This window comes from Amycolatopsis albidoflavus (assembly GCF_039525725.1).
In the GTDB taxonomy this organism is placed as follows: Bacteria; Actinomycetota; Actinomycetes; order Mycobacteriales; family Pseudonocardiaceae; genus Amycolatopsis; species Amycolatopsis albidoflava.
On sequence record NZ_BAAAHV010000005.1, the window covers coordinates 62,606 to 87,760 of the forward strand.

Annotated in this window: 20 protein-coding genes and 1 riboswitch; of the genes, 9 read left to right on the top strand and 11 right to left on the bottom strand. The window is 68.6% G+C overall.

The annotated features are described in order from the left end of the window. Positions 1-2: 2 nt before the first annotated feature. The 5 genes from ABD156_RS04850 to ABD156_RS04870 form a co-directional block, all read right to left on the bottom strand. Positions 3-1,604, bottom strand: coding sequence for an acyl-CoA carboxylase subunit beta (locus ABD156_RS04850; RefSeq protein WP_344267080.1), 1,602 nt, complete (start codon positions 1,602-1,604; stop codon positions 3-5). Next, positions 1,601-2,794, bottom strand: a complete 1,194-nt coding sequence (locus ABD156_RS04855; protein ID WP_350564448.1) for an acyl-CoA dehydrogenase family protein — start codon at positions 2,792-2,794, stop codon at positions 1,601-1,603. The genes ABD156_RS04850 and ABD156_RS04855 overlap by 4 nt, the downstream gene beginning before the upstream one ends. Further along, the gene (locus tag ABD156_RS04860) at positions 2,749-4,443 is read right to left on the bottom strand and encodes an acyclic terpene utilization AtuA family protein (RefSeq protein ID WP_344267086.1); all 1,695 of its coding nucleotides are present in this window, start codon (positions 4,441-4,443) and stop codon (positions 2,749-2,751) included. The genes ABD156_RS04855 and ABD156_RS04860 overlap by 46 nt, the downstream gene beginning before the upstream one ends. Next, the gene (locus ABD156_RS04865; protein ID WP_344267091.1) at positions 4,440-5,231 is read right to left on the bottom strand and encodes a TIGR03084 family metal-binding protein; all 792 of its coding nucleotides are present in this window, start codon (positions 5,229-5,231) and stop codon (positions 4,440-4,442) included. The genes ABD156_RS04860 and ABD156_RS04865 overlap by 4 nt, the downstream gene beginning before the upstream one ends. A 162-nt stretch (positions 5,232-5,393) precedes the next feature. Next, the gene (locus ABD156_RS04870; RefSeq protein WP_344267094.1) at positions 5,394-5,759 is read right to left on the bottom strand and encodes a VOC family protein; all 366 of its coding nucleotides are present in this window, start codon (positions 5,757-5,759) and stop codon (positions 5,394-5,396) included. Positions 5,760-5,840: 81 nt separating this feature from the next. Here ABD156_RS04870 and ABD156_RS04875 point away from each other — a divergent pair, with 81 nt between their 5' ends. The 4 genes from ABD156_RS04875 to ABD156_RS04890 all read left to right on the top strand — a co-directional run bounded on the left by ABD156_RS04875 (position 5,841) and on the right by ABD156_RS04890 (position 11,571). After that, the gene (locus tag ABD156_RS04875; RefSeq protein ID WP_344267098.1) at positions 5,841-6,674 is read left to right on the top strand and encodes an enoyl-CoA hydratase-related protein; all 834 of its coding nucleotides are present in this window, start codon (positions 5,841-5,843) and stop codon (positions 6,672-6,674) included. After that, a complete protein-coding gene (locus ABD156_RS04880) occupies positions 6,671-7,282 on the top strand; it encodes an acetoacetate decarboxylase family protein (protein ID WP_344267101.1) in 612 nt (203 codons plus the stop codon). The genes ABD156_RS04875 and ABD156_RS04880 overlap by 4 nt, the downstream gene beginning before the upstream one ends. 216 nt (positions 7,283-7,498) lie before the next feature. Next, positions 7,499-10,483, top strand: coding sequence for a ribonucleoside-diphosphate reductase subunit alpha (locus ABD156_RS04885; RefSeq protein ID WP_344267104.1), 2,985 nt, complete (start codon positions 7,499-7,501; stop codon positions 10,481-10,483). A gap of 14 nt (positions 10,484-10,497) precedes the next feature. Next, positions 10,498-11,571 (top strand): ribonucleotide-diphosphate reductase subunit beta, encoded by a 1,074-nt coding sequence (locus ABD156_RS04890; protein WP_344267107.1) that lies wholly within the window; start codon positions 10,498-10,500, stop codon positions 11,569-11,571. Between the two features lie 110 nt (positions 11,572-11,681). On the opposite strand, the gene ABD156_RS04895 is transcribed toward ABD156_RS04890, so the two are convergent. Beyond that, a complete protein-coding gene (locus ABD156_RS04895; protein WP_344267110.1) occupies positions 11,682-12,041 on the bottom strand; it encodes a hypothetical protein in 360 nt (119 codons plus the stop codon). 395 nt (positions 12,042-12,436) lie between these two features. Next, positions 12,437-12,650, top strand: a riboswitch (cobalamin riboswitch). 91 nt (positions 12,651-12,741) lie between these two features. Here ABD156_RS04895 and metE point away from each other — a divergent pair. The 4 genes from metE (at position 12,742) to ABD156_RS04915 (ending at position 19,331) form a co-directional block, all read left to right on the top strand. Further along, positions 12,742-15,015 carry a 5-methyltetrahydropteroyltriglutamate--homocysteine S-methyltransferase gene (metE, locus tag ABD156_RS04900; RefSeq protein WP_377928131.1) on the top strand — a complete coding sequence of 758 codons (2,274 nt, stop codon included), beginning with the start codon at positions 12,742-12,744 and terminating at the stop codon, positions 15,013-15,015. A 289-nt stretch (positions 15,016-15,304) separates the two neighbouring features. Continuing rightward, a complete protein-coding gene (locus ABD156_RS04905) occupies positions 15,305-16,708 on the top strand; it encodes a cytochrome P450 (RefSeq protein WP_377928215.1) in 1,404 nt (467 codons plus the stop codon). 246 nt (positions 16,709-16,954) lie between these two features. Next, complete coding sequence (locus ABD156_RS04910) at positions 16,955-18,808, top strand: putative bifunctional diguanylate cyclase/phosphodiesterase (RefSeq protein ID WP_344267119.1); 1,854 nt, start codon at positions 16,955-16,957, stop codon at positions 18,806-18,808. 64 nt (positions 18,809-18,872) lie between these two features. After that, positions 18,873-19,331, top strand: a complete 459-nt coding sequence (locus ABD156_RS04915) for a peroxiredoxin (RefSeq protein ID WP_344267122.1) — start codon at positions 18,873-18,875, stop codon at positions 19,329-19,331. Here the strand turns inward: ABD156_RS04915 and ABD156_RS04920 are convergent. From ABD156_RS04920 to ABD156_RS04940, 5 genes are all read right to left on the bottom strand, one after another. Next, positions 19,276-20,172 carry a hypothetical protein gene (locus tag ABD156_RS04920; RefSeq protein ID WP_344267125.1) on the bottom strand — a complete coding sequence of 299 codons (897 nt, stop codon included), beginning with the start codon at positions 20,170-20,172 and terminating at the stop codon, positions 19,276-19,278. The two genes, ABD156_RS04915 and ABD156_RS04920, sit on opposite strands and share 56 nt — an antisense overlap. A gap of 38 nt (positions 20,173-20,210) precedes the next feature. Further along, positions 20,211-20,735 carry a GNAT family N-acetyltransferase gene (locus ABD156_RS04925; RefSeq protein WP_344267128.1) on the bottom strand — a complete coding sequence of 175 codons (525 nt, stop codon included), beginning with the start codon at positions 20,733-20,735 and terminating at the stop codon, positions 20,211-20,213. A 74-nt stretch (positions 20,736-20,809) separates the two neighbouring features. After that, on the bottom strand, positions 20,810-22,003 hold the full coding sequence (locus tag ABD156_RS04930; RefSeq protein WP_344267131.1) for an LCP family protein: 1,194 nt from the start codon (positions 22,001-22,003) through the stop codon (positions 20,810-20,812). Between the two features lie 113 nt (positions 22,004-22,116). Continuing rightward, on the bottom strand, positions 22,117-23,370 hold the full coding sequence (locus ABD156_RS04935) for a class I SAM-dependent methyltransferase (protein ID WP_344267134.1): 1,254 nt from the start codon (positions 23,368-23,370) through the stop codon (positions 22,117-22,119). 89 nt (positions 23,371-23,459) lie between these two features. Continuing rightward, positions 23,460-24,200: an alpha/beta hydrolase gene (locus tag ABD156_RS04940; RefSeq protein ID WP_344267136.1), complete on the bottom strand. Its 741-nt coding sequence runs from the start codon at positions 24,198-24,200 to the stop codon at positions 23,460-23,462. Between the two features lie 66 nt (positions 24,201-24,266). Between ABD156_RS04940 and ABD156_RS04945 the strand changes: the two genes are divergently transcribed. Then, a complete protein-coding gene (locus tag ABD156_RS04945) occupies positions 24,267-24,995 on the top strand; it encodes a sugar isomerase domain-containing protein (RefSeq protein WP_344267139.1) in 729 nt (242 codons plus the stop codon). The last annotated feature ends 160 nt before the right edge of the window (positions 24,996-25,155 follow it).

Below are 25,155 nucleotides of genomic sequence, written 5' to 3' on the forward strand. Positions count from 1 at the left end.
CCTCACATCCGGAAGACGCCGAAGCCGCCTTCGACGCCCTTCACTGGTCCGTTGTGGATCGCCGACAGGCTCAGCCCGAGCACCGTGCGGGTGTCGCGCGGGTCGATGATGCCGTCGTCGTAAAGCATGCCGGAGAGGAACATCGGCATCGATTCCGCCTCGATCTGGTTCTCCACCATGGCGCGCATCGCGGCGTCGTTTTCCTCGCTGTACTCCTGGCCCCGGCTCGCCGCCGCGGCGCGGGCCACAATGGACAGCACCCCGGCCAGCTGCGCCGGCCCCATCACCGCGGACTTCGCGCTCGGCCACGCGAACAAGAACCGCGGATCGTAGGCCCGGCCGCACATTCCGTAGTGCCCGGCTCCATAGGACGCTCCCATGAGGACGGACAGGTGCGGCACCTTCGAGTTCGACACCGCGTTGATCATCAGCGCGCCGTGCTTGATGATGCCGCTCTGCTCGTATTCCTTGCCGACCATGTAGCCGGTCGTGTTGTGCAGGAACACCAGCGGCGTGTCGATCTGGTTGGCCAGCTGGATGAACTGCGCGGCCTTCTGCGATTCCTCGCCGAACAGCACGCCTTGCGCATTCGCCAGGATGCCCACCGGATAACCGTGGATGCTCGCCCATCCGGTGACCAGGCTCGGCCCGTACAGCGGCTTGAACTCGTCGAAGTCCGAACCGTCCACGACGCGCGCGATCACCTCGCGCGGGTCAAACGGGACCTTCAGGTCGGTCGGCACGATGCCCAGCAGGTCTTCGGCGTCGAACACCGGCTCGGCGTAGTCCGGTTTGGCCGCCGGACCCTGTTTGGTCCAGTTGAGCCGCTTGATGATGCTGCGGCCGAGGCGGATCGCGTCCTCCTCGTCGACGGCGAGGTAATCGGCGAGCCCGGACGTCCGCGCGTGCATTTCCGCGCCGCCGAGGGATTCGTCGTCGGATTCCTCGCCGGTCGCCATCTTGACCAGCGGCGGGCCGCCGAGGAACACCTTCGCGCGTTCCTTCACCATCACGACGTAATCGGACATGCCGGGCAGGTACGCGCCACCTGCGGTCGAGTTGCCGAACACCAGCGCGACGGTCGGCACCTTCGCCGCCGAGGACCGCGTCAGATCACGGAAGACCCGGCCGCCGGGAATGAAGATTTCCTTCTGGGTAGGCAGATCCGCGCCGCCGGACTCGACCAGGTTGATCACCGGAAGCCGGTTCTGCGCCGCGATGTCCGCCGCCCGGAACGATTTCTTCGTCGTCCACGGGTTGCTCGCGCCGCCCTTGACCGTCGGGTCGCTGGCCGAGATCAGGCATTCGACGCCTTCCACCACGCCGATCCCGGTGATCACGCTCGCGCCGACCCGGTAGTCCGAACCCCACGCGGCCAGCGGCGACAGCTCCAGGAACGGCGAATCCTCGTCCAGGAGCAGTTCGATCCGTTCGCGCGCCAGCAGCTTTCCGCGCTTGCGATGCCGTTCGACGTACTTTTCGCCGCCGCCGGCCACCGCTTTGGCCTGTTCGGTGTCGATCTCCGCGAGCTTCTCCAGCATCGCCTCGCGGTTCGCGGCGAACTCGTCGGCCCGGGTGTCCACTGTGGACCTGATTGTGGTCATGCGGTGTATCCCAATCGCTTCGCGGCCAGTCCGGTCAGGATTTCGGTGGTGCCGCCGCCGATGCCGAGAATGCGGACGTCGCGGTAATGCCGCTCCACTTCGGCCTCGCGCATGTAGCCGAGCCCGCCGTGCAGTTGCACCGCCTCGTTCACGACCCATTCAGCGGTCTGCACCGCGGTGTTCTTCGCGAAGCACGCCTCGGCGATCACTTCCTCGCCGGACACGTGCCGGATCGCGACCTGCCGGGCGTAGGTCCGGGCGACGTCGACCTTGCAGGCCATTTCGGTGAGCTTGTGCTGCACGACTTGCCGCGAGATCAGCGGACGCCCGAACGTCTCGCGCATCCGGCACCAGTCCAGCGTCAGGTCCAGTGCCCGCTGCGCGTGTGCATACGCTTGCACCGCCAGCGAAAGCCGTTCGGTCACGAACTGCGTGGCCACCTGAGCGAACCCGCTGTTCTCCGCGCCGATCAAGTTCTCCGCGGGAACCCGGACATCCACATAAGACAGTTCAGCGGTGTCCGAAGCCGCCCAGCCCATTTTCTCCAGCTTGCGGGACACCGTGAAGCCCGGCGTCCCGCGCTCGACCACGATCAGCGAAAGACCGTGCGCGCCAGCTTCGCCGGTTCGGACCACAGTGGTCACGAAGTCCGCACGACACCCAGAGGTGATGAACGTTTTGGCCCCATTGACCACATATTCGTCGCCCTCGCGCACCGCCGTGGTGCGGATCCCGGCGACATCGGAACCTCCGTCCGGCTCGGTGACCGCCAGCGAACCGATCTTCTCGCCTTCGAGAGTCGGCCGCACCCAGCGTTCGATCTGCACCGGGTCGCCGGCCTCGACGATGTGCGGCACCGCGATCCCGCAGGTGAACAGCGACGCGAACAGCCCGCCGGACCCGCCCGCGTAGTGCATTTCCTCGGCGACCACGAGCGCGTCGAGGTAATTGCCGTCGCCGCCGCCCGCGGCTTCGGGGAACGCGACCCCGAGCAGACCCAGCTGTCCCGCCTTGCGATGCAGGTCGCGCGGCAGTTCCCCGGCCCGCTCCCAGTCGTCGAGATGCGGCAGCACGTCCTTCTCCACGAACCGGCGCACCGTCGCGCGCAGTTCGGTGCGTTCCGGCGTGCGGAACGGATCCACGGTCACAGCAGCGCCTCCGGGACGTCGAGTTCGCGCGCCCGCAGCCATTCGCCGAGCGCCTTCGCCTGGGGATCGAACCTGGCCTGCGAGGCGACGCCGTCGCCGAGAATGCCCTCGACCACGAAGTTCATCGCCCACAGGTTCGGCAGCAGATGCCGGGTGACCGGCAGTCCTTCGGTTTCCGGCAGCAACCGGCGGAATTCCCCGACGGTCAGCCGATGCACGAGCCAGCGCCAAGCTTCCTCGGACCGCACCCACACGCCGAGATTCGCGTTGCCGCCCTTGTCCCCGCTGCGCGCCCCGGCGACCAGACCAAGCGGGACCCGCCGCACCTTGTCCGCCTGCAACGGTTCCGGCAACGCTGGTTCGTCCACTTCGGACAACTCAAGCGTCGCTGAGGCGGGCGCGATGTCCACCTTGGACCCGTCCGGCAGCACCGCGACATGCGGGACCGCGCCAGCGTCCACAAAGGCCGCCGAGTAAACCCCGAACGGCGACGCGTCCGAAGGCGGTGCGGTCACGTGGAATCCCGGGTAACTTGCAAGCGCCAGCTCGATCGCCGCTCCGCTGAACGCCCGTCCGGCGATCTTCGGATCGTTGTCCTTCACGGCGACATGCAGCAGCGCGCTGGCGCGCTCCTCGGTGTCAGCGTCCGCGTGATCCGTGCGAGCAAGTGTCCACCGGACGTCGGCTGGCGGACGCTTCGCCAGTGCGCCTTCCAGCTGTTCCCGTACCAGCGCGGCTTTCTGCTCGATGTCCAGTCCAGTAAGGACGAACGTCGTCTCGTTCCGGAACCCGCCGAGCCGGTTGAGGCACACCTTCAACGTCGGCGGCGGCGCTTCCCCGCGCACCCCGCTGATCCGCACCCGATCCGGCCCGTCGTCCGAAAGGGACAGTGCGTCGAACCGTGCCGTTACATCAGGATTCGCATACCGCGCACCAGTGATCTCGTACAACAACTGCGCGGTGACAGTTCCGGTATTGACCACGCCACCGGTTCCCGGATGCTTCGTGATCACGCTGGAGCCGTCCGCGTGGATCTCCGCGAGCGGGAATCCCGGCACGCCGATTGGCTGTTCGCGGAAGAACGAGTAGTTGCCGCCCGTCGCCTGCGCACCGCATTCGATGACGTGGCCCGCCGCGACCGCTCCGGCGAGCGCGTCGTAGTCGTCGCGAGCCCAGCCGAAGTGCGCCGCCGCCGGCCCCACGATCACCGACGCGTCCGTGACCCGCCCGGTCACCACCACGTCCGCACCGGCCTTGAGGCATTCCGCGATCCCCCACGCGCCGAGATAAGCGTTGGCTGTCAACGGATTCTCGAAGCCGAACTCGCCCGCCCGCGCGATCAGGTCGTCACCCTCGACGTGCGCGACGCGGACCTCGAGACCGAGCTTCGCGGCCAGTTCCCGCAACGCGTCCGCGAGCCCGGCCGGGTTGAGTCCGCCCGCGTTCGCGACGATCCGGACACCCTTCTCCTTAGCCAGCCCGAGGTTCTCCTCCATCTGCCGGAGGAACGTCTTGGCGTAGCCGCGCGCCGGGTCCTTCATCCGGTCGCGACCGAGGATGAGCATGGTCAACTCGGCGAGATAGTCGCCGGTCAGGACGTCGAGCGGGCCGCCGGTCAGCATTTCCCGCACGGCGGAGAACCGGTCGCCGTAGAACCCGGACGCGTTCCCGACGCGCAACGGCGCGCTCACGCGAACTGCCCCGGCTCGCGCCCCGCCCCGGGCGGCCCGGCGAACGCCTGCGCGATGCCCAGCCATTCCTCGACATCCGCGCCCGTCGCAACGAGATCAGTGTCCGCCGGATGCCGCCGCTGCGTCGCGACCAGGCAGAAGTCGAGTGCGCTGCCGGTGAGCCGCTGCTCCGCGTCCTCCGGCCCGAACGCCCAGGTACTGCCGTCCGGCGCGGTCAACTCGACCCGGAATTCCTCGGTCGGCGGCGCGAGCGAGTGGAGTTTGTACGCGAAATCGCGCGTCCGCGTGCCGAACCGGGCGATGTGCCACAGCCGTTCGGTCGGCTCGCGCGTGACGCCGAGCGCGTCGGCGATGTCCTGACCGTGCGCCCAGGTCTCCATCATCCGCGCGGTCGCCATCGAAGCCGCGCTCATCGGCGGGCCGTACCAAGGAAGCTTCTGCCCCTCCGGCACCGCTGCGAGCGCCTCAGCCAAGGCGGCCCGGCCCTCGCGCCACTGCGCCAGCAGCTCGTCCGGGGGCAGCTTGGCTCCTTCTTCGGCACCCGCGTCGACGTAGTTTTCGCCGATGCTCAACAGGTTTTCGACCTCGGACTGCCAGTCCTGCGGCCGGCTCGCGGAGATCAGCGATTTATCGTCGGTCCACGCCAGATGCGCGACCTGATGCGCGATGCTCCAGCCAGGCGCCGGCGTCGGCCGCGCCCACCCCTCGGCGGGCAACCCGGCGACCAGGTCGTCGACCGCCTCCGATTCGGCCGCGAGATCCCGGAGGATCCCCGCGAGATCAGCCATTCCTGCGCCTCCCTGCGTCCGCCGCACCACCTCGTGCGGACCCAGCGTGACCCCTGCCGCCGGAAAAATCAAGCGCGCCTGATTGTTTTTGCTCCAGCCGCGTGCCGTGAAGGGCTCCTTGAGGGAATCTGATTCCCTCAAGGAGCCCTTCACGGACCTCAGTCAGCCGTGCGCGGTGTCGATGACGCAGAAGCGGTTGCCTTCCGGATCCGCGAGGACCACGAAGTCCGGATCCGGCGGGTAATGCGGCCAGTCCACCTGCCGCGCCCCCAGCCCCACTAGCCGCGAGACCTCCGCTGCCTGGTCCGCGGCATCCCCGGCGTACAGGTCCAGATGCACCCGCGGCACCTCCTGCACCGGCACCGAACTCCGCTGGAACGCCACCCCCGGCCCCGCGCCGTCCGGAGGCAACAGCACCACGAAATCCGTCGCGTCGTCCCGCCGCGCGTACCCCAGCGCGTCGCTCCAGAACGAGACCGCGCGCTCCATGTCCTCGACTCCCAGCACCACCGTGCCCACCTTCAGCATGATCCGAGCATGCCCCGGCCACGACCGCCCAACCGTTATTGACACATTGAAAACAAGGCTCCGGCGCCCTACCGTCCTCCCATGGACTCCTACGCGGAGATCGCCTGCGAGGTCGCCGGCAAGGTCGCGACCGTCCTGCTCGACCGGCCCGCGGCCCGCAACGGCTACACGACCCGGATGGCCGACGAACTCGCCGACGCCCTCGACCGCGCCGACCGGGACGAGGACATCCGCGCCGTCGTGCTCGGAACCACCGGCAAGGATTTCTCCGTCGGGGCCGATCTTTCGTCCGGCGGATTCGACTTCGGCAACCGTCCGCCGGACGACTGGCAGGAACCCGCCGGCCGCGTGTCGAAGCGGATCTTCACCATGAACAAACCGGTGCTCGCCGCGTTGCGCGGGGCGTCCGTCGGCGCGGGGATCACCATCACGCTGTCCTGCGACTACCGCTTCGCCTCGACCGATTCCAAGTTCGGCTTCGTCTTCACCCGCCGCGGGATCTACCCCGAGGGCGCGTCGGCGTGGTTCCTCCCCCGCCTCGTCGGGATGGGCGCGGCCGTCGACTGGATGGTCAGCGGACGGCTCTTCGGCCCCGGCGAAGCACTCCAAGCCGGTCTCGTCCACCAGATCCACGACCCCGAAGACGTCCTGAGCCAGGCCCAAGCAAAGGCCCGGGAAATCGCCGAGACCACCGCACCTGTCGCGGTCGCCGTCACCCGTCAGCTGCTCTACCGGATGGCCTCGGCCCCGTCGCCGTTCGACGTCCACCAGGTGGACTCGAAGCTCATCTCCGAGCTGGGCTCGAACCCCGACGCCGTCGAAGGCATCGCCTCGTTCTTCCAGAAACGCCCGCCCGAGTTCCCGTTGCGCGTGGACCGAGACCTGCCGCCGTACCTGCCGTGGACCGGAGAATGACCGAGTATCCGCCCGAACCGTGGCACCTCGCCGCCGACGCCTGCATCTCGATCTGGCGCGTGCCGGTCGACGAGTTGCCCAAGCTTCCCGACGGTGCCGAGCCGCTGCTCCTCAACAACCAGGCCGCCGTCTTCACCGCCTGGATCGACTACCTCCCGTCCGGCCAGCTGAGCTACCACGAACTCCTCTCCTGCGTCGCCGTCCGCGGTCGCGGGCTCGCCGCGTCGATCACCGACATCTGGGTCGACAGCGAGATCTCGCGCGCGGGCGGGCGCGAGCTGTGGGGCATCCCGAAGGACCTCGCGGCCTTCACCTTCACCGGCGGACGCACCTTCACCGCCGCGACCTCCGACGACTGGATCGCCACCGCCGCCTTCACCCCGCGCGTCGGGCTCCCGATCACACTCCCGGTATGCTTCGAGATCGCTCAAGCCCGAAACGGCAGCCCGCTGCGTAGCCCGGTCGAGTGGCGCGCGAAACCCCGCGCGGCGGCCGCGGACTGGTCGGTCAACCCGGCCGGGCCACTGGGCTACCTGGCCGGGAAACGGCCCGTGGCCAGTGCGGCACTGGGCGCCACGAAGCTCCGCTTCGGATCTTGCCCTCGGTGATCGGATAACCCGCCAGGGTGAGACTGACACGCCATACCTTGGGGCGCGTGCGAGCCTGAACCCCAAGATGTAGTCTCTGGGAACCGGCAGCCCCCAGCGACGGGGAGACCGCTTGACGAGGGCGGCCGGGCTGTTTCGACGAAACCGCAGCGCATGGCCTTGACCGGCTGTGTGCCGCTCGAACGCGCCCATTTCGAGGAACTGTTGGAGACACGCATGTCAGTGGAAACCGGTCAGCGGCCGCCGTCGGCGGCGGAGGGGGCCCCGAGCGCGGTCCGCGTCATCCGGCGGGACGGAAGCGTCTCGCCCTTCGACGCGGGCAAGATCTCGGTGGCGCTGACCAAGGCCTTCCTCGCGGTCGAGGGCGGCGACGCCGCCGCGTCCTCCCGCGTGCACCACGTGGTCGCGGAGCTGACCGGGCAGGTCGAGGCGGCGCTGCTGCGCCACACCGGCCCGGAGACCGCGCTGCACATCGAGCAGATCCAGGACCAGGTCGAACTCGCCCTGATGCGCGGCGAGCACCACAAGGTCGCCCGCGCCTACGTCCTCTACCGCGACGAGCGCTCGAAGGCCCGCGAGGCCGCCGCGCCGGCGTCGGCCGAGGTCGCGCTGAGCGTCAAGGGCGCCGACGGAACGCTCCGCCCGCTCGACTGGGCGCGCGTTTCGCACGTCGTCGGCGAGGCTGTCGCCGGGCTCGAGGACGTGTCCGCCGAGCCGGTGCTGGTCGAGGCCAAGCGCAACCTTTACGACGGCATCACCGCCGACGAACTGGCGCTCGCGCAGATCATGGCCGCGCGCGTGCTGGTCGAGCAGGAGCCGAACTACTCGTTCGTGTCCGCCCGGCTGCTGCTGGACAAGCTGCGCGGCGAAGCGCTGAGCTACCTCGCGCAGAAGCCGCGTCAGGCCAGCCAGGACGAGATGACGAGCGAATACCCGGCGTACTTCCGCGCCTACCTGCGCCGCGCGGTCGAGCTGGAGCTGGTCGACGGCGAACTGCTGGGCTTCGACCTGGACAAGATCACCGCCGCCATTCACGCCGAGCGCGACCTCGACTTCGGCTTCCTCGGCCTGCAGACGCTGTACGACCGGTACTTCCAGCACCACAACGGCGTGCGGTTCGAGCTGCCGCAGGCGTTCTTCATGCGCGTCGCGATGGGCCTGGCGATCCGCGAGGACGACCGCGAAGCCCGCGCGATCGAGTTCTACGAACTGCTGTCGACGTTCCACTTCATGGCGTCCACCCCGACGCTGTTCAACAGCGGCACCAACCGCGCACAGCTGTCGTCCTGCTTCCTGACCACTGTGGACGACGACCTGGACTCGATTTTCCAGGCGTACAAGAACAACGCGCTGCTGGCCAAGTACTCGGGCGGCCTCGGCAACGACTGGACCCCGGTCCGCGGCCTCGGCGCGCACATCAAGGGCACCAACGGCCAGTCCCAGGGCGTCGTGCCGTTCCTGAAGATCGCCAACGACACCGCGGTCGCGGTCAACCAGGGCGGCAAGCGCAAGGGCGCGGCCTGCGCGTACCTGGAGACCTGGCACGTCGACATCGAGGAATTCCTCGACCTGCGCAAGAACACCGGCGACGACCGGCGCCGCACGCACGACATGAACACCGCCAACTGGGTCCCGGACGAGTTCCTGCGCCGCGTCGAGGCGAACGCCGAGTGGACGCTGTTCTCGCCGAACGAGACGCCGGACCTGCACGACCTGTACGGCAACGCGTTCGCGCAGCGCTACCGCGAGTACGAGGCGGCCGCCGCGCGCGGCGAGATCAAGGTGTTCCGCAAGGTCCGCGCGGTCGAACTGTGGCGGCGGATGCTGACCATGCTGTTCGAGACCGGCCACCCGTGGATCACCTTCAAGGACCCGTGCAACCTGCGCTCGCCGCAGCAGCACGTCGGCGTCGTGCACTCGTCCAACCTGTGCACCGAGATCACGCTGAACACGAACACCGAAGAGGTCGCGGTCTGCAACCTCGGCTCGGTGAACCTGCTCAAGCACGTCACCCCCTCCGGTTTGGACACTGAGCGGCTCGAGAAGACCGTGCGCACCGCGGTGCGCATGCTCGACAACGTGATCGACATCAACTTCTACACGATCCCGGAGGCGCGCCGTTCCAACCTGCGCCACCGTCCGGTCGGCCTGGGCATCATGGGCTTCCAGGACGCGCTGTTCGAGCTGGGCGTGCCGTTCGCGTCCGCCGACGCGGTGAAGTTCGCCGACACTTCGATGGAGCACCTCTCCTACTACGCGATCTCGGCCTCGACCGATCTCGCGCAGGAGCGCGGCCAGTACCAGACGTTCGAGGGTTCCTTGTGGAGCAAGGGAATCCTGCCGATCGACTCGATGCAGCTGCTCATCGACGCCCGCCAGGGCGACGGCCTCGACGTCGACACCTCGACGACGCTGGACTGGGCCCCGCTGCGCGAGCGCGTCAAGACCGTCGGCATGCGCAACTCCAACGTGATGGCGATCGCGCCGACCGCGACGATCTCCAACATCTCCGGCGTCGGCCAGTCGATCGAGCCGCTGTTCCAGAACCTGTACGTCAAGTCGAACATGTCCGGCGACTTCACCGTCGTCAACCCGCACCTGGTCAAGAGCCTCAAGGCGCGCGGCCTGTGGGACGAGGTCATGGTCAGCGACCTGAAGTACTTCGACGGCAGCCTCGGCCAGATCGACCGGGTCCCGGACGACCTGAAGGCGCTGTACGCGACGGCCTTCGAGATCGAGTCGAAGTGGATCGTGGACGCCGGTTCGGTGCGCCAGAAGTGGATCGACCAGGCCCAGTCGCTGAACCTCTACATCGCGGCGCCGAGCGGGCGCAAGCTCGACGAGCTGTACCGCTACGCCTGGCACAAGGGCCTCAAGACCACGTACTACCTGCGGGCGCAGTCCGCGACGCACGTGGAGAAGAGCACCCTGCGCGGCACCGACGGCAAGCTGAACGCCGTCTCCGCCACTCCGGCCCCGGCCGCTCCGGCTGCCGCTGCTCCCGCCGCGGCTGCCGCTGCTCCCGCTGCCGCTCCTTCGCCGTCGCCGTCCGCCGCGGTCCCGGCCGCCTCCCCCGCACCGTCGCCCGCCGCGGCTGCTCCCGCGGAGCCGAAGGAGATGCCGAAGACCGACGTCGACTTCGTCGCCACCGAGGGCGCTGCCTGCCGGATCGACGACCCCGACTGCGAAGCCTGCCAGTAAGGAATCCCTGAACCATGACGAACGTGGAAACGACGGACGCGACCGGCCTCGGCGAGATCGAGGTCGGCGCGGCCCGGATCAACGTCGACGACAAGCGCATGATCAACGCGCGCGCCGACGTCAACCAGCTGCTGCCGATGAAGTACCGGTGGGCCTGGGACAAGTACCTCGCGGCGTGCAACAACCACTGGATGCCGACCGAGGTCGCGATGCAGGCCGACATCGCGCTGTGGAAGTCGCCGGACGGCCTCACCGAGGACGAGCGGCAGATGCTCAAGCGCAACCTCGGCTTCTTCGCGACGGCGGAATCGTTGGTGGCCAACAACATCGTGCTCGCGGTGTACCGGCAGATCACCAACCCGGAGTGCCGCCAGTACCTGCTGCGCCAGGCCTTCGAGGAGGCCGTGCACACGCACACCTTCCAGTACATCTGCGAAAGCCTCGGCCTGGTCGAGGGCGAGCTGTTCAACATGTACCGCGAGGTCCCGTCCATTTCGGACAAGGACGCGTGGGCGCTGAAGTACACGCAGAACCTGGAAAACCCGGACTTCGAGACCGGCACGCCGGAGGCCGATCAGGCGTTCCTGCGCGACCTGGTGGCGTTCTACGTGATCTTCGAGGGCATGTGGTTCTACACCGGTTTCGCGCAGATCCTGTCGCTGGGCCGGCGGAACAAGATGGTCGGCATCGCCGAGCAGTACCAGTACATCCTGCGCGACGAGTCGATCCACCTGAACTTCGGCATCGACTGCATCAACCAGATCAAGATCGAGAACCCGCACCTGTGGACCGAGGAATTCCAGGCCGAAATCCGCGGAATGCTGCAGGACGCGTGCGAACTGGAAGTGAAGTACGCCCGCGACACCATGCCGCGCGGCATGCTCGGCCTGTCGGCTGACCTGTGCGAGCAGTACATGCACTTCATCACCGACCGCCGCGCCCAGCAGATCGGCCTGACCCCGATCTACGGCGAGAACGAAAACCCGTTCCCGTGGATGTCGGAGGCGATGGACCTGAAGAAGGAGAAGAACTTCTTCGAGACCCGCGTCATCGAGTACCAGTCCGGCGGGGCGCTCGACTGGGACTGATCCCACCCCGAGGCAACCGCTGAAACTCGGCCGCACCCTGAGGAGCCAGGGTGCGGCCGAGTTCGTTTACCCGGCAACACCAGACCGGCCGCCGTGGCCAGTCCGCTTCGTCACTTCAGTGCCGAGACCACTCCAAACGTCGCAAGGTCGTGCGGCTCCGCCAGGATCGACCAGCCCAGCATGTGCCCGGATTTCGCATCCACCGTGACGGTGAGCGCGTTTCCCCTGGGAGCCTTGCTCCCCGGAGGCACCTTGGCGGCGTGCCCGACGAAGTTCCCGGTCATTTGAATCAAATACACCGGATCGTTGGCTGTGGGTTGCGTTCCGTCAATATGCTTGAGCGTGTTTCGGTCGGTTTTCACATACTGAATAGTGGACGGACTGTCCTCGTCATTGGCGGCAGCCAACCTCTTCGCCGTACTCAGCAGGTCGGCGGAAGTAGGCGGCGTGACGTTGCTTTCGGCGGACATCTTCTCCGTCCTGTCCACACAGGGCTTGCGCTTTTGAGCACGCATTCCGGGCGCGACCCGCCGCTCGCACAAGAGCCGAGAACAACACCGCAGTTTGTCCGCCCTGGCGCACCCGAGGAACCGCCGACCGGGTGACAAGTCAGACTACGGAGACCTCCCGGTGTATGGCTATTTTCGGGCAGAGACTGAAGAATAAGGAGCCCCTGCGGCTATCCAGTGAGCAATAGCGAAGTCTCAACAGACAATGCGCCGAAAACCTGAGCCGGACGCGGTTCCGCTCCCTCCACCAGCAGCTCAGCCTGGCTCGCCAACGCGCTCACCTGAGCCAAGCCGCCGCCAGGCGACGAGCACCTTGACACCCCCTCCCGCACCCCGGGACCACGCCCAAACCCGCTAAACTCCCCCACGCCACTGGTTCGTCAGAGCCGTTCTGACGAGGCAACAGGGAACCCGGTGCGATTCCGGGACTGCCCCGCAGCGGTATGTGGGAACGAAAGCTGTCACCGCGAACGCGGTAAAGCACTGGGCGCCCCGCCCGGGAAGCGACAGCCGGTAGGCACGAGCGACACGCCCACGAGTCCGAATACCTGCCAATGGCACGCACGCCGACGGCGTGCGTGAGTCCGGGCCTCGCGGGACAGGGCGCCGACCGAAGCACGACGTTTCCGCGTGCCCGGGCTCTTCCGGCGAGCACGTGAGGATGCATGCTGTGAACACCATCGGCACCACGATTCTCGGCTACCCGCGAATCGGCCCGGCCAGGGAACTGAAACGGGCACTCGAGGCCTACTGGGCAGGCACCGGCACCGAGGAAGAACTCCAGACCACCGCCCGACGGCTGCGCGCGCAAACCTGGACCACCCTGCGCGACCAAGGCCTGGACTCAATCCCCTCCAGTACCTTCTCCCTCTACGACCAGGTACTGGACACCACCGCTCTCTTCGGCGCGCTGCCGGAACGCTTCACCCGCCTAGGCCTCTCCCCTCTGGACACCTACTTCGCCGCCGCCCGCGGAGTCCCGGACGCTCCCGCACTGGAAATGACGAAGTGGTTCGACACCAACTACCACTACCTCGTCCCGAAACTGGGCCCGGACTCCCGATTCGCCCTCACCGGCACCGCCCCGATCGACGAGGTTCGCGAAGCCCGCGCCCTTGGCATCATCCCGCGTCCGGTGCTCGTCGGACCGGTCACCTTTCTCTTGCTGGCCAAGGCGACCGAGCCCGGCTTCAGCCCGCTGGAACTGCTGGACGAACTTCTCCCCGCGTACGCCGAATTGCTCGGCAAGCTGGCCGCCGAGGGCGTCGAATGGGTCCAGTTGGACGAGCCGGCCTTCGCGGCCGACCGAACGAACCAGGAGTTCAACGCGCTCACCCGCGCCTATCACTGGCTGGCAAAGGAAAAACACCGGCCGAAGCTCCTAGTCGCCGGATACTTCGGCAGCCTCGGCCGAGCACTCGGCATACTGGCGCGCTCCCCCATCGAAGCTGTAGCCGTCGACCTGGTTACCGACGCGTCCTTTGTAGACAAAGTGGCCGCCGAAGGAGCGTTACGGGACAAGGAAGTACTCGCCGGAGTGGTGGACGGTCGCAACGTCTGGCGCACCGACCCCGGCGTCGCGCTGGCCCGCGCAGCGCGGCTGAAGGCCACCTCAGCACACGTAAGCGTCTCAACGTCGTGTTCGCTGCTGCACGTCCCTTACGACGTCGAAGCGGAGACAGATCTCAACCCGCGCCTGAAGAACTGGCTCGCCTTCGCTCGGCAGAAAGTGGACGAGGTCGTCCTTCTCGGCCGAGCCCTCCACGGCGAGAACGTCGACCTCAGTCCGGCGCGAGCCGCCGTCGCCGATCGAGCCAGCGCCGCGGAGCTCAACGACGCCGACGTCCGCGCTCGCGTCGCAGCGCTCCGGCCGGAGGACACCGTCCGCACCCCATACGCCGAACGTGCTGCAGCGCAACAGAAATCCCTCAATCTGCCGCCACTGCCAACCACCACCATCGGTTCCTTCCCGCAAACTGGGGAGGTCCGTCGAGCCCGAGCGGCACACCGCGCAGGCAAACTCGACGACACGGCGTACCGGGACGCGATGCGCACCGAGATCGAGCGGGTCGTGCGGCTTCAGGAAAACCTCGGCCTCGACGTCCTGGTACACGGCGAGCCGGAACGCAACGACATGGTCCAGTATTTCGCCGAACAACTGACCGGATTCGCGGCGACGACCCTCGGCTGGGTCCAGTCGTACGGATCCCGTTGTGTCCGCCCGCCGATCCTGTTCGGCGACGTCTCCCGACCGAAGCCGATGACCGTCGAATGGGCCCAGTACGCGCAAAGCCGCACCGACCGGCCGGTGAAAGGCATGCTGACCGGCCCCGTCACGATTCTGGCCTGGTCATTCGTCCGCGACGACCAGCCACTAGCCGACACCGCACGCCAAGTCGCCCTGGCAGTCCGGGACGAGGTCTCCGACCTGGAGGCCGCCGGAATCCGCATCGTGCAGGTCGACGAACCAGCATTGCGCGAACTGCTCCCGCTGCACACGGCGGACCGTGAGGCGTACTTCGACTGGGCCGTGCCCGCGTTCCGGCTGGCCACCTCGGGCGTCGCGGAAACCACTCAGATCCACACGCACATGTGCTATTCGGAGTTCGGCGACGTCCTCCCCGCGATCGACGCCCTCGACGCCGACGTCACCAGCATCGAAGCCGCTCGCTCGAAAATGGAGGTGCTCGCCGACCTGAACGAAGCAGGCTTCGCCCGCGCCGTCGGCCCCGGCGTGTACGACATCCACTCACCGCGAGTGCCGGACCAAACCGAACTGACCAGCCTGGTGCGCACGGCACTCGGCGCGGTCCCGGCGGAGCGGCTGTGGATCAACCCGGACTGCGGCCTCAAGACCCGCGGCTACGCCGAAGTCGAACCGGCGCTGCGGCACCTGGTCGGCGCGGCCCGGGAACTGCGCGCCGAACCTCGCTGACCGCCCCGGTGCCGGGCGGCCTGCCGCGCCGCCCGGCACCGGGCCGAGGATCACCCGAACGGCAGCCCCGCGAGGTATTGTCAGAACGTCAATAACAGGGGACCGTGGACGCGACCGATACCCTTGCCGGGAGGTGGTCGTCATGGCGGACGTGACCGGAAAAGCGGGAATCCCGACGACTGGCGGCGCGCTCGGCCGGGCCGCCCGGGTCGGCCCCGACGCGCTCGGCACCCTGGCCCACGCCGGGAGCGACGGCGTCACGAGGCTGTCGGAAAACCTGCGCGGCCGGATGCCGCCGCTGACCGCGATCCCGCTGCCGCGCAAGGTGGACGAACGCTGGCTCGGCGCGCACTGGCCGGTCCGCGAACTCGCGGCTCCGCCGGCGGGCAGCGGCCTGAAGCCGATCCTCGGCGACGACGGGCCGCCGCTGATCGGCCACACGCTCGACGGGATGCGGTTCGGCCTCGACTTCAGCCTGCGCCGCTTCGAGCAGTTCGGCCCGGTGTCGTGGATGGGCGTGTTCGGCCAGCGGATCGTGACGCTGTCCGGGCCCGACGCCACCCAGACCGCGCTCGTGAACAAGGACAAGGCGTTTTCCCAGGAGGGCTGGAAGTTCTTCATCGAACGGTTCTTCGAGCGCGGGCTCATGCTGCTCGATTTCGGCGAGCACCACCTGCATCGGCGGATCATGCAGGAGGCGTTCACGCGCGACCGGCTCCGCGGTTACGTCGCGCAGATGGGCCCGGCGTTGCGCGAAGGCGTCGCCGCGCTGCCGTCCGGCCGGCCCCAGCTGTACTGGGCGTTCAAACAGCTGACGCTGGACGTCGCGACGCAGGTTTTCATGGGCATGCGCTCCGCCGCCGACGCCGAGCGCATCAACCGCGCGTTCGTGGCCGCTGTGCGCGCCGGTACCGCCGTGGTGCGATATCCGGTGCCTGGCGGTCGCTGGGCCGCGGGTTTGCGCGGCAGGCGGACGCTGGAGCGCTATTTCGGCGAGAACCTGGCCGCGAAGCGCGACGCGGACGGTGAAGACCTGTTCTCCGCGCTCTGCCACGCCGCCTCCGAGGACGGCGACCGGTTCAGCGACGCCGACATCGTCAATCACATGATCTTCCTGATGATGGCCGCGCACGACACGACCACCATCACCGCCAGCGCGATGGCCTACTACCTCGCGAAACATCCGGAATGGCAGGAACGCGCCCGCGAGGATTCGCTGCGCCTCGGCGACGACCTGCCGGACCTGGAAGCGCTGGAGAGCCTCGAAACGCTGGATCTCGTGATGAAGGAGGCGCTGCGGCTGCGCGCGCCGGTGCCGTCGCTGGCGCGAAAGACCACAAAGGACACTTCCGTCCTCGGCCACTACCTGCCGGAAGGCACGATGGTCGCGGTCTCGCCGACGCTGAACCACTACTCCCCCGAGCACTGGACCGATCCGCACCGCTTCGACCCCGAGCGGTTCGGCCCGGACCGCCGCGAGGACAAATCGCACCGGTTCGCGTGGATGCCGTTCGGCGGCGGCGCGCACAAGTGCATCGGGCTGCAGTTCGGCGGCCTGGAGGTCAAGGCGCTCATGCACGAGCTGCTGCGGGCGCACCGCTGGTCGGTGCCCGAGGACTACGTCGCCAAGTGGGACTACGTCTCGCTTCCGGTGCCCGCCGACGGGCTGCCTGCCCGGCTGGCCTATCGTTGACGGCCGCCGAGCCGGACAGAAAGGTCGACAGCTGGAGACAAAACCGCAGTACAGGCCACCTTCGTGTACTCAAGGTGACTTGATGTCACCAGTTGTGTAGTGCCCATCACTCGTTCAGCCGGTAGACACCCTGTTTGGTCCGTGATGCCGTGGCATCACTTGCGGCCAACTCGTACCCAGTGTGGGTCTTCGGATCCTCCGCACCGGGCCTGAGCTGGTCTTTGTCCGCGTATGAAGAGGTGGAGAGTGCCGGAGCCTGGTGCCACGCCAGGGTTGGTCGACGTCGCGCGCAAGTACGCGGCGGCGCTGACTGACACCAACGGAGTAACGCTCCCTCCCGCCGAGGTGGAGCGCATCCTGCTCGACTTCGCCGGCGAGGTCGCCGAGCGACCCGAGGACACCGGCGCCACGCGCCGGTTCACCGCGCTCTTCTCCTCCGCGCCGCTCGGCATCGCCCTCACCGACGCGTCCGGAACCGTCGTCGAGGCGAACGCCGCGATGGCCCGGCTGCTCGGCACGTCCGCGATCGAGTTGCGGGACAAGCACATCGCCGATCTCGCCGCCGGGCCGCAGGACGCCGAGCGGCTGCGCGGCGCTTTCGACGGGCTGCCGCTCACCGGCGAAACCCGCCGGACCGTCCGCGGCGTGCATCTCGACCACAGCCGCGACGGCGGGCTCACCACGAACGTCACCATCACGTCGCTGCCCGGCGACCGGCCCGGGACGTACTTCCCGGTGGTGATGGCGGCCGACACCGACGACGTGCACCTGCTCGGCGAACGGCTGCGCCACCAGAACCTGCACGACCCGCTCACCGGACTGCCCAACAGCGCCGCGTTCAACGCCCAGCTGGAGGCCGCGCTCGGCTCGGGCAGCTCCGACGAGATCGCCTTGCTGTACCTGGACATCGACGGCTTCAAGGTGATCAACGACGGCCTCGGCGCCGGCATGGGCGACCTGGTGCTGAAGGCGATCTCGGGGAAGCTGAAGTCAGTGTTCGCCGGCCGGCACGAGGGCTACGTCGCCCGGCTGTCCGGCGACGGCTTCGCGGTGCTGCTGCGCGGACCGGAGCTGACCGGGCAGAAGACGGTCGTGCTGGCCGACCAGGTGCTGGAGGAACTCAGCGAGCCGGTGTACGTCGACGGGCACGGCATCGGCGTCAGCGCGAGCATCGGGATCGTCGTGCGCCCGGCGAACGAGGGCAGCCACGGCGACCTGCTGCGCGCCGCCGAACTCGCGCTGCACCGCGCCAAAGAGGCGGGCAAGGCGCAGTGGATGCTGTTCGATCCGCAGCTCGACGCGCGAGACCGCAACCGCTACCAGCTCGGCGCGGTGATCGCCGGAGCGCTGGAGAACGGCGAGTTCTCGCTGATCTACCAGCCGACGGTCAAACTCGCGAAGCAGGACGAAATCGCCGCGGTGAACGCCGGGCTGCTCTGGAGCCATCCCGAACGCGGCGAACTCGGACCCGAGGAGTTCTACCCGCTCGCGCAGACCACCGGCATGACCGTGCCGCTCGGCAAATGGCTGCTGCAGGAATCGCTGGGCGCGACCGCGCGCTGGCGCGAGCAGTACGGCCCGGCGGCGCCGGACGTCTGCATCCGGCTGCCGAAGCGCCTCGCCATCGACCCCGATCTGGTGCTGCTGGTCAAGAACCAGCTCGACCGGCACCGCCTGCCCGCGCGAGCGCTGCGGCTGTGCACCGACCGCGCGTCGATGTTCGACGAGGAGGGCGAGGTGCTGGACTCGTTCACCGTGCTCGCCGAACTGGGCGCGCAGCTCGTGCTCACCATCTCCGGATCGTCCGACCTGGAACTGATCCCGCGGTACCGGCTCCCGGTCAAACACGTGATCCTCAGCGGCCCGGTGATCGACGCACTGGCCGGCCCGGACCCGGCGGAGACCGACGTGCGGCACCTGTCGCAGCTGGTCACGCGCGCGAAAGAACTGGGGCTGCGCATCGGCGCGGAGGGCGTGCGGGACGCCGAACACGCGGACCGCCTGCGAGAACAGGGCGTGCTGGCGGCCCGGGGTTCGTTCGTGGCGGAGTCCGCGACGGGCGACGAGGTCGACGAAATGATCGCCCGGCACGCCAGCTGACCCATCCGCCTCCGCGGCGGCTCCGAACTCCGGGCAAGACCCCCTCTGGAAGGACCTCTCCGCGATGCAGCCTGGCGACCTCGCCCCCGATTTCACCCTCCCCGACGACCAGGGCGTCGAGCGCACCCTGTCAGACCTGCTGTCCGACGGCCCGGTCGTGCTGTTCTTCTACCCCGCCGCGATGACGTCCGGCTGCACCGCGGAAAGCTGTCACTTCCGGGATCTGGCCGCGGAATTCGCCGAAGCGGGCGCACAACGCGTCGGGATCAGCCCAGACGCGGTCGGCAAGCAGCGCGAGTTTTCAGCCAAGCACGATTTCGACTACCCGCTGCTGTCCGATGTGGACGGTACGGTGGCGAAACAGTTCGGCGTGTGGCGCAAAATCCTGCCCCTGCACACGAAACGGCAGACGTTCGTGATCGCGGAAGACCGGCGGGTGCTGGACGTGATCAAGAGCGAGTTGAACTTCACCGCGCACGCGGATCGGGCGCTGAAGGTGCTTCGGGAGCGCGCGGAGGCATAACCGGCGTGCTGAACCCCGTCGCCAGGAGAATGATTCCGGACGGGAGCAGGTAAACGAAGAACCAGAAGAACCCGATCACGGAGAAAGCGACGAGCGCGGTGCCCGCCGCGAGACAGGAAACGCGGAACTGCCGGGGTCCGATCGCGAAAACCGGCACTGCGGCGGCGAGGGTGAAGAGCCAGTAGACCCCGGCGGTGCCGTCCGTGGCATTCGGCGAGGTGGCGATCACGACGCTCGCCAGGACCGCCAGCACCGCTCCGGCGACCGCCCATCCCCGGCGGGGAGCGGAGAGACGGCCGCGGACTGCCGCGGGCCGGGCAGGGAACCGCCGGGTCAGCAATCGGGCCGCGGCCACCAGCATCAGCGCCAGCAGGCTCACCCCGGCCATGATCGCGACGCCGGTGACCGCGGGGCCGGACACCGCGGCCTCCTCGACGAGCAACTGACCGCCCCCGCGCGAAACAGTCGCCGTCGCCGGACGTCCGCTGAGAAGGGAATCGACGTAGACGAAAGTGCGTCCGGCGTAGACCACCTGCTGAGGCGGATTACGGAATCCGCTGCGGCTTTCCCCTGTCCCCCTCAGTTCCGGTGTCGGCCGATTTCCCACCGAGAAAGTCCACACACCACCGATTTCACCGTCGAGCGGCTCTTGGAAGATCCGATAAGTCACCCCGGGACGCATCTCCAGGGTGACCACCGCTCCGGGAACCGCCGCCGGATTCGCCGCACGCTCGACGAGCCCGTTTCCATACGCACGCACCAACGGACCGCACAAAAGCGTCGCCGCGGCCAACCCGAGCGGCAGCAAATACCACCAAGCAGAAACACGGCGCTTCTCCACAATTCCAGCCTAGCCGCGAATCCCCCGGCGGACGACGGTCACCTCGGCCGTTCGAGCCGCCACACCACATTCACCCCGCTGCAAGCCGACGGAATCCGCCCCTCGGCTTTCTCCTCCCCTACCTGGGAAAAGCCCAGCCGAGCCGGAACCGCGCCGCTGCGGGCGTTCTCCGAATCGTGCTTGATCAACACATGCGCGGCGTCCAGCCGCCAAGCCAGATCCACCAGCAACGCACTCGCCCGCGTCACGAAACCCTTGCCAGTCTGGGTTTTCGCGAGCCAGTACCCGATCTCCCACCCGTCGCCACGGCGCATCAAGCCGCAGCTGCCCGCGAGTTCGTGATCCGGCGTGCAGATCGCGTAGTTGTATTCCTCGCCGCTCTCCCATTGCGAGGCCACGCGCGTCAGGAACTCGTCGCCCTTCGCGTCGTCGTAGCCGTCGATCGCCCAGGGCATCCACGCGGCCAGGTGGTCCAGGGATCCCACCACGGCCGCCACCTGCGCGTCCCGATGCTCCGGGCGCCAGCGAACGAGGGTGACCACACCGTCGGTGAGAGTTTCCATGCGGTCATCCTGACAGCAGAAACGGCGGCAGGCTCGCGAATTTCGCGAAGCCGGCCGCCGTTTCCCGAACCCAGTCAGTGCATCACGACGTCCGGCGGCACCTCGGTGTCGTTCTTCAGCGCGTCGAACAGCTGCCCGGACTTCTTCTTGTCCCAGTGCTGCGCCGACGCGTCGGTGATCGGCATCGTCGTGGTCGTGACGCCGTCGGAGGAAATGCCGCGCATCGCGATCGCCAGGCCCACCAGGTTGTGCACGTGGTCGCCGGTGTCCATGGTCAGCGCGTCCGGAGCGGAGCCCAGCAGCGGGAAGAAGTCGAACGGATTCAGCAGGGTCCCGGGGCTGGCGATCTGGCTGACCAGCGCCCCGATGAACTTGCGCTGGTTCGCCACCCGGTCGAGGTCCGAGCGCGGCGTCGCGTCCGCGTGCCGCATCCGGACGAAGCCGAGCGCCGAGCGGCCGTCGAGCTTCTGGCAGCCCGCCTTGATGTCGATGCCGGTCATCGGGTCGTTCATGTCCTTGTCGATGCACATGTCGACGCCGCCGATCGCGTCGACGATGTTCGCGAAGCCGCCGAAGCCGATCTCCGCGTAGTGGTCCATGCGCAGGCCGGTGGCCTGTTCGACCGTCTGGACCAGCAGTTTCGGCCCGCCGAGCGCGAACGCGGCGTTGATCTTGCTCGTGCCGTGGCCGGGGATCTTCACCTGCGAGTCGCGCGGCAGGCTCAGCAGCGTCGGCTTGGTCGAATTGTCCGGGATGTGCGCGATCATGATGGTGTCGGTGCGCTGCCCGCCCGCCTCGCCCGAGTCACCGGTGGCCAGGCGCTCCTCGTCCGCGGCGGACAGGCCCTGGCGGCTGTCCGACCCGACGATCAGCCAGTTCGTGCCCGACGCCGCGGCCGGGCGCCCCGAGTAGTCGCCGATCGCGTCCACCCGGTTGATGGTGAACTCCAGATACGCCCAGACCCCGGCGAGGAACAGCACGAACACGATGAGCAGCGTCATCAGGATCTTGCCGACGCTCCACCGGCGGCGACGGCGCGGCCGCGGCTGCTGGCCTCCGTACTCCGGCGGGTCCTGCCGCGGCGGCCCCGGCGGTGGGGGCGGGGCCTCGCCGCGCGCGCCCATCGGCCGGGTGCGGGCATCGTAGGGGCTCTGCCCTCTGCCCGGCAGCGGCATCATCTGCGCCCGCTGCTGCTGGCGCGGGCGTGCGGGGGGCTGCGGTGGCCTGGGCGGCATCCGCCGCCTGCCGTCGTCGCCTCCGTACGTCATGGGCCTGTCTCCCCGATCCGGTGGGTGCGCGTGGCCGCACAGTGTCCTGCGCGGCCCTCCTGCGTTGGACGTGCGGGACCCTACGCGGGTTGTTCCGGAAGGGAGAGGCGGCCTCAGCGCGGGTCGGAGAACCCGAACTGGTGGACCTTCAGATGCCCCGACCGGAACCCGGCCTCGGAGTAGGCGAGATAGAACTCCCACATCCGCCGGAACACGTCGTCGAACCCGAAGCCGCGGATGTCGTCCCAGCGCTGCTGGAAGCGGTCCCGCCACAGCTTGAGCGTGCGGGCGTAGTCCTGGCCGAACTCGCGCATCCCGGCCAGTTTCAGCCGCGTGTTCTCCCGCATCCCGTCCTCGATCGCCTGCACCGACGGGATGATGCCGCCGGGGAAGACGTACTTGTGGATCCACGTGTAGGACTTGGCCGAGGCCAGCATCCGGTCGTGGTCCATGGTGATCGCCTGCAGGCCGAACTGCCCGCCGGGGCGCAAGCGCTTGCCGATCGTGGAGAAGAACGTCGGCCAGTAGGACGCGCCGACCGCCTCGATCATCTCCACGCTGACCACCGAGTCGTACTCGCCGGTGGCCTCGCGGTAGTCGCACAGCCGCACGTCGACGCGGTCGGAAAGGCCCGCCTCGGCGATCCGGGCGTCGGCGAGCACCTTCTGCTCCTTCGAGATGGTCAGCGACGTGACTTTCGCGCCGCGCGAGGCCGCGCGGATGGACAGCTCGCCCCATCCGGTGCCGATCTCCAGCACCTCGCTGCCTTTGCGCACGCCGGCGTAGTCGAGCACGCTGTCGAGCTTGCGGTGCTGCGCCTGGGTGAGCGTGTCCCCGGGGCCGAACAGCGCCGAGGAGTACATCATCGACTCGTCCAGGAACGCGCTGAACAGGTCGTTCGACAGGTCGTAGTGCCGGTGGATGTTCGACCGCGCGCCCTCGACGGTGTTCTCTTCCTCGGACGGCTGCATCCGCTCGGCGATCCGGCGGAAGCGCTGCAGGAACGGCGGCACCAACGTGGCCAGCCGCTCGGCGAACGGCGTGAGGACGCCGGCCAGGTCGTCCGCCGTCCAGTCGCCGACCAGGTACGCCTCGCCGAAGCCGATCTTCGCGTCGGCGCCGAGCCGGTGGAAGAACGCCGCGGGCCGGTGGATGCGCATCTCCGGCGCGTCCGGGCCGCCCGCGCCGAGCACGGTGCCGTCCGGGAACGTGACGCGCACGTCCAGCGATTTCACCGCGTGCCGGAACAGCGCCTCGGCCGCGCGCGCCCGCAACGGCGAGTGCGGCGGCGTGGCGAGACCGGGCCATCGGGATTCGTCGGGCACCGGCTGCGAGACCACTGTCGGATCGACTCGTGACGTGGACAAGACACTCCCTCCGAACGGGCTTTCGAGCCCTTCCCCATGATATTCCCGCTTCGTCCCCGTCGCCCTCGCGACCGGGCCGCGAATTCCGGTTACCCCGGGATGCGCAGCCGGTCGCCGGAGGGGCGGGACCAGGCCTGACGGAGAGTCTCGTCCGTCTCGCCCACTCCGATCCGGTCCAGTGTGAAAGCACACATCAGCCGGGTCCAGACCGCGGGACGGCGCAGCATCGAATGGCCTTCCCCGGCGATCTCGAACCGCGCCACCAGGTCGGTGACCTCGCGGGCGCGCGCGGCGAAGGCGTAGGACTCGGCGGGCGAGGTCATCCGGTCGCGGGTGCCGTGCGCGATCAGCACCGCGCGTCCCGCGACGGCGTCCACCGGCTCGCCCTGCGGCGTCCACGGGGCCATCGCGCACACCCCGGTCACCGCCGGATCGTCGGCGACCCGCAGCGCGACGCGGCCGCCCATGGAATGGCCGACGAGGACCACCGGGAGCCCGGGATGGTCGGCCCGGATTTGTTCCAGGGCCCAGCGGGCGTCCGGCACCGGGCTTTCCAGCCGGTCGTTCCAGCCGTACAGCCGGTTCCGCATCAGCCGGACTTCCAGCCCGTGCCGCTTTCCGGCCCGGTGCAGCGAACGGGCCAGCGGCACCATCCGCTGATACGCCAGCCGCCACGGCTGGACGACCGCGGTGCTGCGTTCGGCCCCGCCGTGCAACACGAGCGCGACCGCGCGGGTCTGCCCGGGGGCCCGCCACACCCGCACCGCCGGATCCGTCCGGCCGCCTTGCCGTTTCCCGTTCACCGGCACCCCCACTTCGATCAACTCCACGGTAATCCACCACGAAGCGTGTCCACCCGATAGATTCGGTGCCCGGACCCGCGAGGAAGGGCAGGTGTGGTGAGCGCCACGGATCTCGTGAAGAGCACTTCGGACCAGCTTGCGGCGGCAGCGGAGGCCAACGCCGCGCAGGTGTCCGCCGCCGCGGACCTGCTGCTGGGGGTGATCCGGGCCGACGCGCTGGTCTTCACCGCCGGCGCCGGGCACTCGCTCGCGGCGGTCGCCGAGACGTTCTACCGCGCGGGCGGGCTCGCCTGCGTGTATCCGGTGTACCACCCGGAACTGCTGCCGCTGCACGGCGCGCAGCACAGCACGCGCACCGAGCGCCGCTCCGGGCTCGCCGAAGAGGTACTGGCCGAACGCGCGCCCGGGCCGGACGACGTGCTGGTCGTGTTCTCCACGTCCGGCGTGAATCCGTACCCGGTCGAACTGGCCGCCGGCGCACGCCGCCGGGGCGCCGCGGTGATCGCGGTGACGTCGCGAGCGTGCGTGGCCGCCGCGCCGCGCCGGTCTCCCACGACGTTGGTCGAGGAAGGCAGTGTGGTGCTGGATTCGCTGGTGATTCCCGGCGACGCCAGTTATCCGGCTTCCGCGCCGCGCACCGGGCCGCTGTCCACTGTGGTCAATGCGTTTCTGTGGAACCTGATCCTGGCCGAGGTTTACGACCGGGGCACCGCCGAAGGGCTCGACGTTCCGCTGTGGCGCAGTTCCAATGTGGAGGGTGGCGACGCGGCGAACGCGGCGCTGCTGGCCAAGTACGAGCCTCGGGTTCCCGCCCTGCGCTGAGAGACGCCCGCTCCATGCGCCCCAATGAGGTTGTTCAGTAGTGGGCCTTGAGGAGGTCCGTGAAGGACGTCTGCGGGAGCGGAGAGCGGCGTGGCGAGGGTTGACCGCGTCGCATGCCACCGCGCAGCCCTGCGAGAGCCCCCGGTTTGCGCGGGGTTCT

Excerpts from the sequence above, each read along its gene's own strand:
- ABD156_RS04855 (WP_350564448.1), bottom strand. The coding sequence starts at position 2,794 with ATGGCTGCGGGCGCGCGAACTCGACGTCCCGGAGGCGCTGCTGTGACC.
- ABD156_RS04915 (WP_344267122.1), top strand. The coding sequence starts at position 18,873 with ATGCAGCCTGGCGACCTCGCCCCCGATTTCACCCTCCCCGACGACCAG.
- ABD156_RS04850 (WP_344267080.1), bottom strand. The coding sequence starts at position 1,604 with ATGACCACAATCAGGTCCACAGTGGACACCCGGGCCGACGAGTTCGCC.
- ABD156_RS04890 (WP_344267107.1), top strand. The coding sequence starts at position 10,498 with ATGACGAACGTGGAAACGACGGACGCGACCGGCCTCGGCGAGATCGAG.
- ABD156_RS04925 (WP_344267128.1), bottom strand. The coding sequence starts at position 20,735 with ATGGAAACTCTCACCGACGGTGTGGTCACCCTCGTTCGCTGGCGCCCG.
- ABD156_RS04905 (WP_377928215.1), top strand. The coding sequence starts at position 15,305 with ATGCCGCCGCTGACCGCGATCCCGCTGCCGCGCAAGGTGGACGAACGC.
- ABD156_RS04870 (WP_344267094.1), bottom strand. The coding sequence starts at position 5,759 with ATGCTGAAGGTGGGCACGGTGGTGCTGGGAGTCGAGGACATGGAGCGC.
- ABD156_RS04865 (WP_344267091.1), bottom strand. The coding sequence starts at position 5,231 with ATGGCTGATCTCGCGGGGATCCTCCGGGATCTCGCGGCCGAATCGGAG.
- ABD156_RS04875 (WP_344267098.1), top strand. The coding sequence starts at position 5,841 with ATGGACTCCTACGCGGAGATCGCCTGCGAGGTCGCCGGCAAGGTCGCG.
- ABD156_RS04930 (WP_344267131.1), bottom strand. The coding sequence starts at position 22,003 with ATGACGTACGGAGGCGACGACGGCAGGCGGCGGATGCCGCCCAGGCCA.
- ABD156_RS04885 (WP_344267104.1), top strand. The coding sequence starts at position 7,499 with ATGTCAGTGGAAACCGGTCAGCGGCCGCCGTCGGCGGCGGAGGGGGCC.
- ABD156_RS04880 (WP_344267101.1), top strand. The coding sequence starts at position 6,671 with ATGACCGAGTATCCGCCCGAACCGTGGCACCTCGCCGCCGACGCCTGC.
- ABD156_RS04895 (WP_344267110.1), bottom strand. The coding sequence starts at position 12,041 with ATGTCCGCCGAAAGCAACGTCACGCCGCCTACTTCCGCCGACCTGCTG.
- metE (WP_377928131.1), top strand. The coding sequence starts at position 12,742 with ATGCATGCTGTGAACACCATCGGCACCACGATTCTCGGCTACCCGCGA.